This is a genomic window from Streptomyces sp. NPDC060198, from assembly GCF_042728415.1.
Taxonomy (GTDB): domain Bacteria; phylum Actinomycetota; class Actinomycetes; order Streptomycetales; family Streptomycetaceae; genus Streptomyces.
On sequence record NZ_JBHWZJ010000157.1, the window covers coordinates 1 to 16,116 of the forward strand.

Sequence of the window (16,116 nt, forward strand, 5' to 3'; positions counted from 1 at the left end):
CCCGCACCCCTCCGCCGGGGCGCGGGCTCCCGCCTGTCATGGGCCGCCGGTCCCGGGGAAGACGGCCACCATGAACGCCACTTCCTCCCGGCGGATGAACCGCCTGGCCCCCCTGCTGGTGGTACTCCCCCTCCTCGCGGCATGCGGCGGACACGACGGGGACGTTCCGGTGCGCTCCGGTGCGGGCGCACCCCCGGAGCTCTCCGGGGACACCCGGCTGGTGATCACCACGGAGAACGGGGTACGGCTGCGTCCGGCCGACGGCGAGCACGCCGCCACCGACCCCCACGTCGGCGCCCGTTGGTCGCACCGGGGCGACACCTGGGTGCTCGACCTCACCTGCCACGAAGCGGACGGTGACGGGGACGCGGACGGTGACGGGGACGGGCACGGTGAGGACGGCGCCCGGGACGGCGACGGGGCGTGCCCCCGGATGCCCGCGATCGAGGTGCCCGCCGTCGCCTCCGTCACCGTCACCGCCCGGAACGCGGGCATCGACGTCGCCGGGATCGACGCTCCGCTGGACCTGACCACCGTCAACGGGGACGTCACCGTCGTCCGGTCGGGCCGGGACGGCGCCACCGTACGGCTCGCCACCCGCAACGGGTCCGTACGCACCGGCACCCTGCGCTCCGGCCGGCTGCACGCCGAGACGGTGAACGGGGACGTCACCCTCAACAGCACCACCTCGCCGTCCCCGCTCACCGCCGCCACCACCAACGGATCGCTCCGGGTGTCGTTGCCGCACACCGCCCCCGCCTACCGAGTCGCCGCCACCACACGCAACGGCACCACTGCGGTGACCCTGCCGACCACCGAGGAGCGGAGCGGGCCCGCCATGACGCTCACCACCGTCAACGGCGACGCCACCGCGACCCGCGACTGACCGCACCACGGGCCCGGTCGGCGTCAGGCGGCCGGCTCGCCGTTCTTCGACGCGGCCGACGCGGCGGAGGGGGCGGGCGCGGGCCCGGCGGAGGCCTTAGGAGCCGGTACGGCCGGAGCCGGAGGTGCCACGGGTGCGGGCTTCGCCAAAGCGGCCGGTGCCTCCCGCTGCGGCTCGGGGGCCGCCTCGGCGGCGCCCCGGGCCTGCCGCAGGTCCTCCGGTCCGCCCCCGGGCGGCTCGCCCAGCTCCGCCAGCGCCGCCCGGGCCGCCGGGGCGTCCAGCGGCGAGAACGCCGGATCGGTGCGCAGGGCCTCCGCCAGATGCCGGCGGGCCGCCCCGATGTCGCCCACAGCCGCCTCCATCACACCCGAGTGGTAGGAGTACGAGGCGCTGCGCACCCCGCTGTCGGCCGCCTTCAGGGCGAACTCCAGCCCCTCCTCCGACCGGCCGGCCCGATGCAGCGCCCAGCCCAGCGCGTCCGCGACCTCCGCGTTCCGCCGCTGCCCGTCCCACGCGGCGCGCAGCCGCTCCACGGCCGCCTCCGCCTCGCCGTGCTCGCTCTCGTAGCGGGCCAGCGGCAGCGTCTCGTCCACCCCGTTCCGCTCCGCCGACGCGGCCATCCCCAGGAACGTCGCGAACTGGCTGGCGGCATCCCCGTCGAGGCCCAACGACTCGTAGAGTTCCGCGAGTTCGAGGGCGTACTCGGGGCGCGGGAGGCGCTGGAGAACCCGCTGGTACTCCGCCATCGCCTCGTCGGTGCGGCCCAGGGCGGTCAGCGCGCGGGCCCGGCCGGCGAGGGAGGCGTGGTGGCCGTGGTCGACGGAGAGCGCCGCGTCGTACTGCCCGAGCGCCTCCCCGGCCTCGCCGCGCTCGCGGGCCAGGTCGCCGAGGCGGTGCAGCGCCTCCGCCTTCTGCGCGGGGGTGCCGGAGCGTTCCGACGCCTCCTGCGCGGTGGCGAGCGCGTCCTCGCGCCAGCCCCGGTCGCGGTACAGCTCGGCGGTACGGCCCAGCGCGGGCGCGCCCTTGCGCAGGGCGGCGAACTTCTCGGTGGCCGTGGCGGCCGCCTCCGAGTCGCCGAGCCCGTTGTACGCGTCGATCAGCGCCGGGTACACGGCCCAGGCGACCGACGCCCCCGGCCCGCGGTCCCGGACCGCCTCGCCCCACTTCTTCGCCGCGAGGAAGTCGTGCCGGGCGTCGGCGAGTTCGGCCAGCCCCACCCAGGCGGCACTGTTGCCGCGGTCTCCCGGCACGGCCGCCAGCGAGCGCTTCAGCGCCTGTTCGGCGCGCGGGTAGTACCCGAAGTCCGCGGACCGGTGGGCCCATTCCACGTAAGCCGAACCGAGCGCCGCCCAGGCCGGGGCGTCCGCCGGGTGGCTCCGTACCCAGCTCTGCCGGTCGCCGATCAGCGCGGTCAGGTCGGAGAGCGAGGCCGGGGCCCCGGCGGTCGCCGCCGACCTGGCCCGGTCCGCCGCTCCCGGCGCCGCTGCGGGGGCCGGGTCGTCCTCCGGGACGGCCACCAGCGCGCCCGCCACCAGCACCCCGGCGGCCACCGCGCCGACCGCGGCCCGCCGTAGCGAGGTACGCAAGCCGGGGGGCGGAGGCTGTACGTCGGTGGGAGGGGGCTGCGCCTCGGGCGGAGCGTCCCGGTCGGGTCCGTCCTGCGGGAGGGGCGGAGCGGACGGCATCGTGCGGGCATCCGGGTCCTGCTGCGGCATGACATCCATACGATCACTTTGCGTCAGCGCCCAGAGCGCACCGTGCTCCGGAACTGCCGCCGCAGACGGGTTCACACCATTGGCCGCCGAGTGCCAGGCTGGAGGCATGGACCGGGACGATCTCCTCGCACGGCTTCGGGCGGCCCTGCCCGCCGAGGCACTCCTCACCGACCCCGACGTCACCGCGTCGTACGCGCACGACATGGCGAGCTTCTGCGACGCCGGAGCGCCCCTGGTGGTCGTGCTCCCGCGCACCGTCGAACAGGTCCAGCACGTCATGCGCACCGCGCACGCGCTGCGCGTACCGGTGGTGCCGCAGGGCGCCCGTACCGGCCTCTCCGGCGGCGCCAACGCCAGTGACGGCTGCGTCGTGCTCTCCCTGGTGAAGATGGACCGGATCCTGGAGATCAGCGCCGTCGACCGGATCGCCGTGGTCGAGCCGGGCGTCGTCAACGCCGACCTCTCCCGCGCGGTGGCCGGACACGGCCTCTCCTACCCGCCGGACCCCTCCAGTTGGGAGACCTGCACCATCGGCGGGAACATCGGCACCGCCTCCGGCGGCCTGTGCTGCGTCAAGTACGGCGTCACCGCCGAGTACGTGCTCGGCCTCGACGTCGTCCTCGCCGACGGGCGGCTTCTGACCACCGGCCGCCGCACCGCCAAGGGCGTGGCCGGATACGACCTCACCCGGCTCTTCGTCGGCTCCGAGGGCAGCCTCGGGATCGTCGTCAAGGCGGTCCTCGCGCTCCGCCCCAAGCCGCCGCGCCGGCTCGTCCTCGCGGCGGAGTTCCCCTCGGCGGCGGCGGCCTGCGACGCCGTCTGCCGGATCATGGAGCGGGGACACGCCCCTTCACTCCTCGAACTGATGGACCGTACGACGGTCCGCGCGGTGAACGCGACGGCCCACATGGGCCTGCCCGAATCCACCGAGGCGCTCCTCCTCTGTGCCTTCGACACGCCCGACGCCCCCGCCGATCTCGCCGCGGTCGGGGTGCTCTGCACCGAGGCCGGAGCCACCGGTGTGGTGCCGGCCGACGACGCCGCCGAGTCCGAACTCCTGCTCCAGGCACGGCGCATCGCCCTCCCGGCCCTGGAGACCGTCAGGCCGGCCACGATGATCGACGACGTCTGCGTGCCGCGCTCCCGGCTCGGCGAGATGATCGAGGGCACCGCCGCCGTCGCGGAGAAGTACGGCCTCACCATCGGCGTCTGTGCCCACGCGGGCGACGGCAACACCCACCCCGTCGTCTGCTTCGACCCCGCGGACCCCGACGAATCCCGCAGGGCCCGCGAGTCCTTCGACGCGATCATGGCGCTCGGCCTCGAACTGGGTGGCACCATCACCGGTGAACACGGCGTCGGCGTCCTCAAGAAGGAGTGGCTCGCCCGGGAACTCGGTCCGGTCGGAATCGAGTTGCAGCGCGGGATCAAGGCCGCCTTCGACCCGCTCGGCATCCTCAACCCCGGCAAACTCTTCTGAGCCGCCGGACCTCGTCCGCCCGACAGGCTCTCAGCCCTCGTCGGTCTCCTGGGGTGCCTCGTCGGGGCCGAACAGATCGGCGAGCCACAGCTCGTCGGCGGGCAGCGGGGAGAGCAGCTCGGCGAGCTCCCGGTCGACGGCCTCGCCCCAGGAGCCCTCGTTCTCCGTACCCGGTGGGACCATGCCGAGGGTCCGTTCCAGCCACGCCGACACCGAGGTGGACGGCACCTCCAGCAGGGCGTTGCCGTCGGGGGAGTTCAGCGCGACACAGATGACGTCGCGCTGTCCGACCTTCGTCGGCCAGATCCGTACGTCCCCCTGCCCGCACGGCCGGAACACCCCCTCCATCAGCAACTCCCGGGCGAACGTCCAGTGCACGGGCGACTGGGACCCGACGTGGAAGACGATGTGCACCGCGTACGGGTCGTCCGCCCGGTACGTCAACCGGGCGGGTACGGGAATGGAGCGCTCGGGCGACAGCACCAGCTTCAGTTCCAGCTCACGTTCCACGACGTTGCGCATGAGATGCACGACCTTTCGATGCCCAGGGACCGGTTCCGCGACCGGCCCGCACAAGGAGAGAGCGCGCTCCCCGTCCGCGGTGACGCGACTTGAAGAGAAAATCTTCGACGGGACCTGAAAGTGGCCCAAACACCAGGACCGGCCCGGGGGAAGGCGGTGGTCTGATAGATGTTGACTCTTGTGTTGCGGCTACGAAGAGATACGGGACCCGCTGATGAGCGCGCCAACTCCGGCACCCGGTGAGGACCGCCCCCGTGAGGGGTACTACCCCGACCCCTCCATCCCCGGTTACGTCCGGTACTGGAACGGCGTCTCGTGGGTTCCCGGGACGAGCCGCCCCGCACCGGGGCAGGACGCGACGGCCTCCTCCGCCGCGGGAGCGGCCGTGGAGACCCGCCACCGGGGCGCGGCCCCTGCCGCCGCCCCCGTGGAGGAGACCGGCCCGGTCTTCTTCGACGAGGAGGAAGCGGCCCAGGAGGGCGCCGAGGCGGCCCGGTTCGACCCGTCCCAGCAGGCCCCCGTCCACCCGGGCGGCCTCCCCGTCGAACGCGCCCACCACCCCGAGCCCGCCTCCGCGTGGCAGGCCGACACCTCCCGGCAGGCCGGCTTCGGCAACGACGCCGACCGGCGCGTCTCCTGGGGCGGCGGCCGGCCGGGCGAGGGCCAGGTGCCCGGGCAGGGCGCCCGCGGCGCCGACCCGCGCGCCTTCGCCGAGTCGGACCAGGACCCGCGCCGCCCGGCGCTGCCGCACGGCGCCGCACCGGCCGCGCTGCCCGCCGGACGGGACGGCGCTCACGACGGCCCGGTCCGCACCGCTCCCGACGCCCGCTCCGGTGCCCCGTCCTCCGACGGCGCGGTCGTCCGCGCGACGGGCCGGGACGCGGCCGCCCCCGCCGTCCCGCTCCCGCCCGGCGATCTCCGCCCGGCCCTCGCCCCCTCCGCGTACCAGCCGCCCGCCGGTCCCCAGCGGCAGCCCGTACAGCAGCAGCCCCCCGCTCCCGCACGCGAGGCCTTCGGTGCCCCGGGCGGGCAGGCCGGCCCCGGGCAGGGCGCAGCCTCCTGGGCCCAGCCGCAGCAGGCCCCGCAGTCCCGGCAGGCGCAGCACCCCCCGCTGGGGTACCAGCAGCCGCAGGCCGTCCAGCAGGCACCGGCTCCCGCCGGTCCCTACGGCGGCCCCGCCCCTGCCGGGCCGCAGGCGGCGGACCAGCCGGTCGTGCCGTGGAAGCCGCCGGTGGACGACCCGTTCCAGCAGATGGCCCGCGCCCAGTCCGCGGGCCGGCCCGCCGGGCTCGGCCGGCGGTTCGTCGCCCGGGTCCTGGACACGGTGGTGCTGGGCGCGCTCGTCGGCGCGGCGGGGTTCCCGCTGGTCACCGCCGCGATCGACCACATGGACGCCAAGATCGAGGCCGCGAAGCTCTCCGGCCGCACGGTGACGGTCCATCTGCTGGACTCGACCACCGCCGGACAGCTCGGCGGGGTCCTCGCCGCCTTCCTCGTCGTCGGCTTCCTGCTGGAAGCCCTGCCCACCGCGAAGTGGGGCCGGACGCTCGGCAAGAAGCTGCTCGGCATCCAGGTGCGTGACGTGGAGTCCCAGGACGTGCCCACCCTGGGTGCCGCGCTGCGGCGTTGGCTGGTCCACGGTCTCCTCGGGCTGCTGGTGATCGGTGTGCTCGACGCGGCGTGGTGCCTGTTCGACCGCCCGTGGCGCCAGTGCTGGCACGACAAGGCGGCCCGTACCTTCGTGGCGGGCTGACCTCCTGTCACCTGCGGTCGGCCGAGAAGCGGGGGTGCGGCCGGCGCCCGCCTCCGATGGCTGACGGTTCGTCACCCGAAAGCACCTGAGCCGTTGCGGGGCGGTGCGGGCCGGGGTGCACTGCCCGCATGAGCAACGACGCGCCGACGCCCGGCCAGCCGCCCGAGGACGACGATCCGTTCCTCAAGAAGCCCCAGGACCCACCGCCGTCGTCGGGCTCGCCGTACGGCGGCGCGCCGCCTCCGCCCCCGCCGCCCTACGACCCGGGACCCTACGGCGGCGGCCCGTACGGCGGCGCGGACCCGCTCGCGGGGATGCCGCCGCTCGGCGCGCCGGGGGTGCGGATCCTGGCGCGGCTGATCGACTTCCTGATCATCTCGATCCCGCTCTACCTGATCTCGCTGCCCTTCGGCGGCGCGGTCGACGTCACCTCCGACAACGGCGACAGCGACGTGGGCAACGCCGTCACCAACACGTACAGCGGACACCAGCTGATCTGGTCACTGATCGCGCTGGTCTGTTACGTCGGGTACGACACCTACTTCACGCACAAGGACGGCCGCACCCTCGGAAAGAGGCTGCTGAAGCTGCGCGTCGCGATGCTGAGCGACGGGAGCGTGCCCCCCACCAACGCCTCGCTGATGCGGGCGGTCGTGCTCTGGCTCCCGGCGCTCCTGTGCTGCCCGTGCCTGTGGTGGCTGATCAACATCGTGCTGATGTTCACCGACAAGCCGTACCGGCAGGGCCTGCAGGACAAGGCGGCCAAGACGGTCGTGGTCAGTGCCGGCTGAGTGGTGCGCGGCCCGTGCGCGAGCGGAGGACGCCGCGGGGAGGCTCAGTGCCCCACGTGCCGGCCGACGCGCTCCTCGGCGGCCTCACCCTCGCGGGGCGTGCGGGCGGGCGTCCGGTACGCGCGGGGAGCACCGGCCGGGACCGGGCCCCGGGCGCGGTGGAGCGTGGGGGCGGTCACCGCCACCAGTACCCCCAGGGCCAGCGCCGCGAGGCAGACGGCGCCCACGGCGGCCGACGACGAGGCGCCGGACACCAGCAGCAGGGCGAAAGTGACGAGGACGACGGTGGCGCAACCGTAGACGAGTTGTGCGGCAGTCGGACGCGGCATGGCGGTATCCGTCCTGGAGGTCGTCGGATGTGGACCCGCCCGCGCATCGGGGCGGCTCTACGACGGTGGATGCCCGTGCGGGCCACGGATACGCATGACCTAACCCCCAACGCCGGTGCACAGGGGGCGCATTGGCTCACGACATGTGCCAAGGCGGCCGAGCGACGCGCCGGTTGGCCGAACATCGATTGTCCGGATACCGGAAGGCGGCTCCTGCATAGTGCACTTGGCCGGTACAAGTCAAGACCTGTCTTTTCTCCAGCAACTCCGATCGAATGTCGTCACTTGTGACGCGTCCACGTGCGCGCGGCCCCTAAATACCCCCTGGCCGCGCACGCGAACGCCCGGGGAGGACATCAGGTGACCAGTAAGAGAAGCGGCCTCCGTGCTGCTGCGGTTGTCGTGGCCATGGCCGCGAGTGCGGCCACGGCGTCGACGTTCTTCGTCGCGCAGGCGGCGCAGCCGACGCCATCGGCAGGCACGTCCCTCGCCGAGAGCCGAGACCCGGCTCCGGAGAAGGCCGAGGACCACAACCTCGAAGGCCCGTTCAGCGAGAAGCAGAACAGCGAGCGCCAGGCTGCTCTGGAGCAGGTCATCTCGGGCGACAAGAAGGTGACCGACCGCGACGGTTCCAAGGTCGTCAAGCTCGACAACAAGAAGTACGTCGAGCTCGGCCGCGAGAAGACCGACAAGATCTTCACCATCCTGGTCGAGTTCGGTGACCAGGTGGACAACTCGACCCTCTTCGACCCGGACGGCTCCGGACCCGAGGCGCCGGTCGTCAAGTACGGCGGTACGCCGGGTCCGGCGCACAACCAGATCGCCCAGCCCGACCCGAAGAAGGACAACAGCACTGCCTGGCAGGCCGATTACAACCAGGCGCACTTCCAGGAGCTGTACTTCGGCACCAGCGCGTCCTCCAACTCGCTGACCAAGTACTACGAGAAGACCTCCTCCGGCCGCTACTCGGTCAACGGCGAGGTCTCCGACTGGGTCAAGATTCCTTACAACGAGGCCCGTTACGGCTCCAACTACTGCGGCGCCAGCAGCTGTGCCAGCGTGTGGGACGCCGTCCGCGACGGGGTCAACGCCTGGACCGCGGACCAGAAGGCCAAGGGCTCCACCACGGAGCAGATCAAGGCCGACCTGGCCCAGTACGACCAGTGGGACCGGTACGACTACGACGCCGACGGCAACTTCAACGAGCCCGACGGCTACATCGACCACTTCCAGATGGTCCACGCCGGCGAGGACGAGTCGGCCGGCGGCGGTGTCCAGGGCGAGAACGCCATCTGGGCGCACCGCTGGTACGCGTACGGCACCAACGCCGGGGCGACCGGCCCCACCGGCAACAAGGCGGGTGGCGCGCAGATCGGCGACACCGGCATCTGGGTCGGCGACTACACCGTCCAGCCCGAGAACGGCGGACTGGGCGTCTTCGCCCACGAGTACGCCCACGACCTCGGCCTGCCGGACCTCTACGACACCTCCGGTGGCGGCGAGAACTCGGTCGGCTTCTGGTCCCTGATGTCGGCCGGCTCCTGGCTCGGCCGGGGCCAGGGCGAGATCGGCGACACCCCCGGCGACATGACCGCCTGGGACAAGCTGCAACTCGGCTGGCTGGACTACGACACGGCGAAGGCCGCCACCAACTCCACCCACAAGCTGGGCGTCTCGGAGTACAACACCGCCAACAAGCAGGCGCTGGTCGTCAACCTCCCCGACAAGGAGGTCACGACCACCGTCGTCGCACCGGCCCAGGGCGCCAAGCAGTGGTGGAGCGGCAGCGGCGACAACCTGTCGAACACGCTGACCCGTTCGGTCGACCTCACCGGCAAGACGTCCGCCTCGCTCGACTTCTCGGGCTGGTACGACATCGAGGCCGAGTACGACTACCTCTACACCGAGGTGTCCACCGACGGCGGCGCCAACTGGACCGCGATCGACGGCACGGTCGACGGCAAGGAACTGCCGCGCGACGCCAGTGACAAGCCCGGTCTGACCGACGTCTCCGGTGCCTACAAGAAGCTGTCGTTCCCGCTCGACGCCTACGCGGGCAAGAAGATCGACCTCCGCTTCCGCTACTCCTCCGACGGCGGAGTGGCCGGAAAGGGCTTCACCGCCGACGCCCTCACCATCAGCGCCGACGGTGCCGTCGTCTTCTCGGACGACGCCGAGGGCGACGACAACGGCTGGACGTCGAAGGGCTTCTCGCGCATCGGCGGGTCGTTCACCAACGACTACCCGCAGTACTACATCGCGGAGAACCGCCAGTACACCTCGTACGACGAGACCCTCAAGGTCGGCCCGTACAACTTCGGCTTCTCCACCACCCGCCCGGACTGGGTCGAGCACTACGCGTACCAGAACGGCCTGATGGTCTGGCTCTGGGACACCTCGGAGGTCGACAACAACACGTCCGCCCACCCGGGCACGGGTCTCATCCTGCCGGTGGACTCGCACGCCAAGCCGCTGAAGTGGACCGACGGAACGATCCTGCGGAACAAGATCCAGCCGTTCGACGCCCCGTTCAGCTGGTACCCGAACCAGGGCTTCACGCTGCACAACGCGGACGTGGCGCTGAAGATCAAGCCGACCCTCGGCGTCCCGCTCTTCGACGACCACAAGGGCACCTACTGGTACGCCGAGAACCCGACCGGAAGCGTCAAGGTCGCTGACACCAACACGCGACTCACCATCGTCAACGAGCCGCTCAGCGGCTCGACGATCACCGTGAAGGTCGGTCCCTCGACCAAGTAATTCGCATCACCGCAGGTCAGAACATGATCGGCCGTTGCCCCCTGGCGGGCAGCGGCCGATCGTGTTTAGGTGCCTCTTATTCCGATCCTTATTGACACGACGTCTCACGGGGGAGCGCGAACCATGGCAGGCGGAGGATTCAGCAGATTGCCGGACGGCTCGGTGGTGGTGGCACTCACCCTGGCCCGTCCGCCCCACGGGGCCCGTCCCGGCGCCCCCGTACGCGTACTCGTCCACGCGGCGAACCGGGCCCGCGCCCTCACCCGGCTGCGCAACCTCGGGCTGCGCGCCGTCTACCTCCGGGGCAACACCCAGCCGCCCACCCCGGACGAGATCACGGCGGTGCTGCACCACCCGGACGGCCTGCTCTGGCGGGACGCCCCGCAGGCCGCCCAGGAGCTCTGGCACCCCATACGCGCGCTGATGGGCCCGGCCGGACATCCCGGCCCCGCCAGGCCCGCCGCGTAGGCCGTGATCCGGCCGGATTCTCACTACGGTCGGGTTCTCACTCCGGTCGGGTTCTCACTCCGGCCGGGCGACGACCGGCTCGCCGGACAGTTCCACACCCGCCGCGCGGAGCTCCTCCAGGGCGCGCACGGTGGTGGGCGCCGCGACACCCGCCGTCAGGTCCAGCAGGACGTGGGTGGTGAAGCCCTCGCGCGCGGCGTCCAGCGCGGTCGCCCGCACGCAGTGGTCGGTGGCGATGCCGACCACGTCGACCTCGGTGACCTCGTGGTCCCGGAGCCACTGGGCCAGCCCCACCTCGTTCTCGTCGAGCCCCTCGAAACCGCTGTACGCCGCCGCGTACGCCCCCTTGTCGAACACCGCGTCGATCGCCCCGGAGGCCACGGCGGGCGCGAAGTTCGGGTGGAAGCCCACCCCCTCCGTACCGGCGACGCAGTGCACCGGCCACGAGTGCTCGAAGTCGGGCGTGGCGGAGAAGTGGTCGCCCGGGTCCACATGGTGGTCACGGGTGGCCACCACGTGGCGGTAACCGGCCTGGGCCTCACCGATCAGATCGGTGATCGCGGCGGCGACGTCGGCGCCGCCGGCCACGGCGAGGCTGCCGCCCTCACAGAAATCGTTCTGAACGTCGACGACGATCAACGCGCGGTGCATGGCGGGTGTCCTTCGGTGGGGGAGCGGATGACGGGGCGGGGGGTGGGTCCGAGCACCGAGCCTAGGCAATCGGGCGCGGGCCCGGGAGGCGTTGGTGCCCTCCGGTACGGACCGGCCGGCCGACCCGCCTTCAGACGTACTCGGTCGCCAGCACCGGCTCGCCCCGGGACAGCTGCAGCGCCGACATCGGGAGCGCGGCGCGCGCCGCGATGTGGCGCTCGCGGGCCGCCTCCAGCGACTCCCGGGCCACCACCTCGCCGCCGCGTACCAACTCCACCAGCAGCTGCCTGTCGGCCAGCTCCGCCGGCACGGGACCGGTACCGATCACCTCGGCCTCGGCGACGCCCCGCGCGTCCACCCGGCGGGCCGCCCATTTGCGCCCGCCCATCGACGACTTGGCGCCCATCGACTTCTTCGCCACCGGCAGCAGCGGATCGGCCGGATCGGCGGACGCGGCACGCGCCACCAGCTTGTAGACCATCGAGCAGGTCGGGCTGCCACTGCCGGTGACCAGTTGTGTGCCCACCCCGTACGCGTCCACCGGGGCGGCGGCCAGCGAGGCGATGGCGTACTCGTCCAGGTCCGAGGTGACCACGATCTTGGTCTCCGTCGCACCCAGCTCGTCCAGCTGCTGCCGCACCCGGTGCGCGACCAGCAGCAGGTCTCCGGAGTCGATGCGTACGGCCCCCAGCTCGGGTCCGGCGACCTCCACGGCCGTACGGACCGCCTCGGCGACGTCGTAGGTGTCCACCAGCAGCGTGGTGCCCCGGCCCAGCGACTCCACCTGCGCGCGGAAGGCGTCCCGCTCGGTGTCGTGCAGCAGGGTGAAGGCATGCGCGCTTGTGCCCACGGTCGGGATGCCGTAACGGAAGCCCGCCGCCAGGTCGGAGGTGGTGTGGAAGCCGCCCACGTACGCGGCACGGGCGGACGCGACCGCCGCCAGCTCGTGCGTACGGCGCGCCCCCATCTCGATGAGGTTCCGGCCGCCGGCGGCCGCCGACATCCGGGACGCGGCGGCGGCGATGGCCGAGTCGTGGTTGAGGATCGACAGCACCACCGTCTCCAGCAGCACGCACTCGGCGAAGGAGCCCTCCACCCGGAGCACCGGCGAACCGGGGAAGTAGACCTCGCCCTCCGGGTAGCCCCAGACGTCACCGCTGAAGCGGAAGTCCGCCAGCCAGGCGAGCGTCGGCTCGTCCACGATCTCCTGCTGGCGCAGGAACGCGATCATCTCGTCGTCGAAGTGGAAGTTCTCCACGGCGTCCAGCACCCGCCCGGTCCCCGCGAGGACGCCGTAGCGCCGCCCTTCGGGCAGCCGCCGGGTGAACGCCTCGAAGACGGAGCGCCGGTCGGCGGTGCCCGCCTTGAGGGCCGCCTGCACCATCGTGAGTTCGTACTGGTCGGTGAAGAGTGCGGTCGACGGCACTCCCACCCGTCGCCCCAGGTCCGCTGAGTTCATGGCAGGGATGCTACTCCACATCTCGTCAGAGTGACGAGATGTGGGTCGGTTTGTGCGCGGTGCCCCGTCGAGTGGCAGCATGGGAGGGGTGAGCGTCGCTTCCCCCGTAGAAATCGAACGTCCCGAGTCGGCCGAAGAGACCTTCGCCGTCCCCGAGCCCGACGTCCCCTGGGTGACGCTGGTGCACAACGACCCCGTCAACCTCATGAGCTACGTGACGTACGTCTTCCAGGCGTACTTCGGCTACTCCAAGGACAAGGCCCACAAGCTCATGCTCGACGTGCACCACAAGGGGCGCGCCGTCGTCTCCAGCGGAAGCCGCGAGGAGATGGAGCGCGACGTCCAGGCCATGCACGGCTACGGCCTCTGGGCCACACTCACCCAGGACCGAAACTGAGGCCGTCCGCACCTCTCTCGCCACACGCCTGAATTCCCGGAACTTCCGTCCCACCACCATCGGAGACCCCATGGCCGGCCACTTCGAGGCCACCCCCGACGGCGGCGCGGCCGTCGCGCTCGACGAGGTGGAGATCTCCATCCTGCGCTCCCTCGCCGTGCAACTGCTGGAACTCGTCGGGCCGGGGGACGAGGCCGCCGACGGCGCCGACCCGCTCGCGGCGCTCTTCGTCGAAGGCCCCAGCGAACCGCCCTCCGATCCCGCCCTCGCCCGCCTCTTCCCGGACGCGTACGGCGACGACGACAAGGAACTGCGCGAGGCGTCCTCGGAGTTCCGCCGCTTCACCGAGATCGACCTGCGTGCCCGCAAGCGCGAGGACGCCCTCGCCGTCGTCCGCTCCCTCGACTCCCTCGCCTCCGGCGAGGACGGCGACGGTGGCGAGGGTGACGGCGACGGCGGGGAGAGCGGCGAAGGTGGTGGCGGAGAGCTGCGACTCACCGCCGACCAGGCCCGCCAGTGGCTCGGCACCCTCAACGACCTGCGCCTGACCATCGGCACCCGGCTGGAGGTCGGTGACGAGGACCAGGGTCAGGAGGGCTCCCTCTACCGGCTCCCCGACAGCGACCCGCGCAAGCCGATGGTGCTGGCCTACCTCTGGCTCGGCGCCCTCCAGGAGACGCTCCTCGAAACGCTGATGTCCTGACCCCGGCCACTCCCCGCGCGGCGCGACCGGCAGCTCAGACGACGCTCAAATCCGCATAACGATCCCGTCACCCGAACGGCCGCTTTTGCAGCGGCCGGAAACGCTTGTCCGCTTTTTCCTGTGGTCTGCGCCACAGAATGTCCGAGGGTGTCCCGACATGGCCGTGATACATCTTCACGACCGCCGGGGGCGCCATCCCTGTTCCCGGGGGCGCTGTCCGCCGGCCGACCGCCGGCGGCACTCCATCCATTTCCGGGGGGAACAGGACACGGTCCACGGCCCCACACGGCCGCGGCCCGTCGTGGAGAAAGGCGCAGTGACATGACATCCGCAGAGGTCGACAGCGGGCAGCCCGAGCGGGACGCCGCCGACGCTCACGGGAGCGGCGAGGGGTACCAGCGCGGCCTGGGTGCCCGTCAGATCCAGATGATCGCCATCGGCGGAGCCATCGGCACCGGGCTCTTCCTCGGAGCGGGCAAGGCCATCGCGAAAGCCGGACCCAGCCTGATCCTGGCCTACGCCGTCGCGGGCCTGGTCATCTTCTTCATCATGCGCGCCCTCGGTGAACTCCTCATGTACCGGCCGGTGTCGGGATCCTTCTCCGAATACGCACGCGAATTCGTGGGACCCTTCGCCGGATTCGTCACCGGCTGGACCTACTGGCTCTTCTGGGTCGTCACCGGAATCACCGAAGTGACCGCGGGAGCCCAGTACATGACCTACTGGTTCGACATCCCGCAGTGGGTCTCGGCGCTGTTCTTCACCCTCGTCCTGTACGGCGTCAACCTCATCTCCGTGAAGCTCTTCGGCGAGCTCGAATTCTGGTTCTCGATGGTCAAGGTGACCGCCATCGCCGGCATGATCCTCATCTGTGCCGGAATTCTCACCCTCGGCTTCTCCGACGCCGGCGACACCGCCTCCGTCACCCACCTCTGGTCCGACGGCGGATTCTTCCCGCAAGGCATCAGCGGCACGCTGATGACCCTGCAGATCGTCATGTTCGCCTTCCTGGCGGTCGAGCTCGTCGGCGTCACCGCGGGGGAGTCCAAGGACCCCGAGACCGTCCTGCCCAAAGCGATCAACACCGTGCCCTGGCGCATCGCCGTCTTCTACGTCGGCGCGCTGATCATGATCCTGTCGGTGGTGCCGTGGACCGAATTCCAGCCCGGTGTCTCACCGTTCGTCGCCGCCTTCGAGAAGATGGGCCTCGGGATCGGCGCCGGGATCGTCAACTTCGTCGTCCTGACCGCCGCCCTCTCGTCCTGCAACTCCGGGATGTACTCCACCGGGCGCATGCTCCGCGACCTGGCCCTCAACGGCCAGGGCCCGCGCACCTTCACCCGGCTCACCCGCAGCGGCACCCCGCTCGTCGGCACCACCTTCTCGGCCGCCCTGATGCTGGTCGGCGTCTGGATCAACTACCAGTGGCCCGGCCAGGCCTTCACCTACGTCGTCTCCTTCGCCACCATCTCCGGGATGTGGGCCTGGATCATGATCCTCGTCAGCCAGCTCCGCTACCGCGCCCGCGCCGACCGCGGCGAACTCCCGCACTCCGCCTTCCGGGCCCCCGGCTCCCCGTACACCAGCGCCTTCGCGCTCGCCTTCATCGGCATGGTCGTCGTGATGATGGCCGTCGACAAGGACACCCGGATCTCGCTCTACTGCGCCCCGTTCTGGGCGCTCCTCCTCGGTGTCTCCTACCTGGCGCTCAGGGCGCGCGACCCGCGGAACGCGGCGTTCGCCAAGCGCTGAGCGTGGCAGTGAGACTGCGGGGGATAAGCTCCGTAGTCGAGAGGGAAACAGCCCAGAGCACCGACTAAGGCCCCTAAGCGTACGCTAAGTGGGAAAGGATGTGGAGTCGCAGAGACAACCAGGAGGTTGGCTTAGAAGCAGCCACCCTTGAAAGAGTGCGTAATAGCTCACTGGTCAAGTGATTCCGCGCCGACAATGTAGCGGGGCTCAAGCGTACCGCCGAAGTCGTGTCATTCATACACATATCCCCAACGGGAGTATGGATGGGTAGGGGAGCGTCGTGTGCCGGGTGAAGCAGCCGCGGAAGCGAGTTGTGGACGGTTCACGAGTGAGAATGCAGGCATGAGTAGCGATACACACGTGAGAAACGTGTGCGCCGATTGACTAAGGGTTCCTGGGTCAAGCTGATCTGCCCAGGGTAAGTCGGGACCTAAGGCGAGGCCGACAGGC

13 protein-coding genes, 1 rRNA gene and 1 pseudogene are annotated in these 16,116 nt (G+C 71.4%); 10 read left to right on the top strand and 5 right to left on the bottom strand.

Annotation, left to right across the window (positions count from 1 at the left end):
• On the top strand, positions 1 to 886 hold an 886-nt coding region (locus tag ACFWEP_RS19715), incomplete at its 5' end, for a DUF4097 family beta strand repeat-containing protein (RefSeq protein ID WP_387371583.1).
• Positions 887 to 909: 23 nt separating this feature from the next.
• On the opposite strand, the gene ACFWEP_RS19720 is transcribed toward ACFWEP_RS19715, so the two are convergent.
• Positions 910 to 2,610: a tetratricopeptide repeat protein gene (locus ACFWEP_RS19720; protein WP_387371584.1), complete on the bottom strand. Its 1,701-nt coding sequence runs from the start codon at positions 2,608 to 2,610 to the stop codon at positions 910 to 912.
• A gap of 97 nt (positions 2,611 to 2,707) precedes the next feature.
• On the opposite strand from ACFWEP_RS19720, the gene ACFWEP_RS19725 reads away from it, so the two are divergent.
• Positions 2,708 to 4,081, top strand: coding sequence for an FAD-binding oxidoreductase (locus ACFWEP_RS19725; protein ID WP_387371585.1), 1,374 nt, complete (start codon positions 2,708 to 2,710; stop codon positions 4,079 to 4,081).
• 30 nt (positions 4,082 to 4,111) lie between these two features.
• On the opposite strand, the gene ACFWEP_RS19730 is transcribed toward ACFWEP_RS19725, so the two are convergent.
• Positions 4,112 to 4,603 carry an SsgA family sporulation/cell division regulator gene (locus tag ACFWEP_RS19730; protein ID WP_387371586.1) on the bottom strand — a complete coding sequence of 164 codons (492 nt, stop codon included), beginning with the start codon at positions 4,601 to 4,603 and terminating at the stop codon, positions 4,112 to 4,114.
• A 214-nt stretch (positions 4,604 to 4,817) separates the two neighbouring features.
• Here ACFWEP_RS19730 and ACFWEP_RS19735 point away from each other — a divergent pair, with 214 nt between their 5' ends.
• On the top strand, positions 4,818 to 6,356 hold the full coding sequence (locus ACFWEP_RS19735; RefSeq protein WP_387371587.1) for an RDD family protein: 1,539 nt from the start codon (positions 4,818 to 4,820) through the stop codon (positions 6,354 to 6,356).
• 128 nt (positions 6,357 to 6,484) lie between these two features.
• Complete coding sequence (locus tag ACFWEP_RS19740; protein ID WP_387371588.1) at positions 6,485 to 7,147, top strand: RDD family protein; 663 nt, start codon at positions 6,485 to 6,487, stop codon at positions 7,145 to 7,147.
• A 44-nt stretch (positions 7,148 to 7,191) separates the two neighbouring features.
• On the opposite strand, the gene ACFWEP_RS19745 is transcribed toward ACFWEP_RS19740, so the two are convergent.
• Complete coding sequence (locus tag ACFWEP_RS19745; protein WP_387371589.1) at positions 7,192 to 7,476, bottom strand: hypothetical protein; 285 nt, start codon at positions 7,474 to 7,476, stop codon at positions 7,192 to 7,194.
• A 408-nt stretch (positions 7,477 to 7,884) separates the two neighbouring features.
• On the opposite strand from ACFWEP_RS19745, the gene ACFWEP_RS19750 reads away from it, so the two are divergent.
• Together ACFWEP_RS19750 and ACFWEP_RS19755 are read left to right on the top strand one after the other, a co-directional pair.
• Positions 7,885 to 10,236: an immune inhibitor A domain-containing protein gene (locus tag ACFWEP_RS19750; protein ID WP_387371592.1), complete on the top strand. Its 2,352-nt coding sequence runs from the start codon at positions 7,885 to 7,887 to the stop codon at positions 10,234 to 10,236.
• A 123-nt stretch (positions 10,237 to 10,359) separates the two neighbouring features.
• Complete coding sequence (locus tag ACFWEP_RS19755) at positions 10,360 to 10,704, top strand: hypothetical protein (protein ID WP_328721445.1); 345 nt, start codon at positions 10,360 to 10,362, stop codon at positions 10,702 to 10,704.
• 54 nt (positions 10,705 to 10,758) lie between these two features.
• Here the strand turns inward: ACFWEP_RS19755 and ACFWEP_RS19760 are convergent, their stop codons facing one another.
• Entirely contained in the window at positions 10,759 to 11,355 is a 597-nt protein-coding gene (locus ACFWEP_RS19760) for an isochorismatase family protein (protein WP_328721446.1), read from the bottom strand.
• Between the two features lie 130 nt (positions 11,356 to 11,485).
• Entirely contained in the window at positions 11,486 to 12,814 is a 1,329-nt protein-coding gene (locus tag ACFWEP_RS19765; RefSeq protein WP_387371590.1) for a nicotinate phosphoribosyltransferase, read from the bottom strand.
• A 79-nt stretch (positions 12,815 to 12,893) separates the two neighbouring features.
• Between ACFWEP_RS19765 and clpS the strand changes: the two genes are divergently transcribed.
• The 4 genes and pseudogenes from clpS to ACFWEP_RS19785 form a co-directional block, all read left to right on the top strand.
• Positions 12,894 to 13,211 (top strand): ATP-dependent Clp protease adapter ClpS, encoded by a 318-nt coding sequence (gene clpS / locus ACFWEP_RS19770; protein WP_266704862.1) that lies wholly within the window; start codon positions 12,894 to 12,896, stop codon positions 13,209 to 13,211.
• Between the two features lie 70 nt (positions 13,212 to 13,281).
• The gene (locus ACFWEP_RS19775; RefSeq protein ID WP_387371591.1) at positions 13,282 to 13,914 is read left to right on the top strand and encodes a DUF2017 domain-containing protein; all 633 of its coding nucleotides are present in this window, start codon (positions 13,282 to 13,284) and stop codon (positions 13,912 to 13,914) included.
• A 426-nt stretch (positions 13,915 to 14,340) separates the two neighbouring features.
• Positions 14,341 to 15,498 (top strand): annotated as a pseudogene (locus ACFWEP_RS19780) (amino acid permease); the annotation flags it as partial.
• 29 nt (positions 15,499 to 15,527) lie between these two features.
• Positions 15,528 to 16,116 (top strand): 23S ribosomal RNA (locus tag ACFWEP_RS19785); the annotation flags it as partial.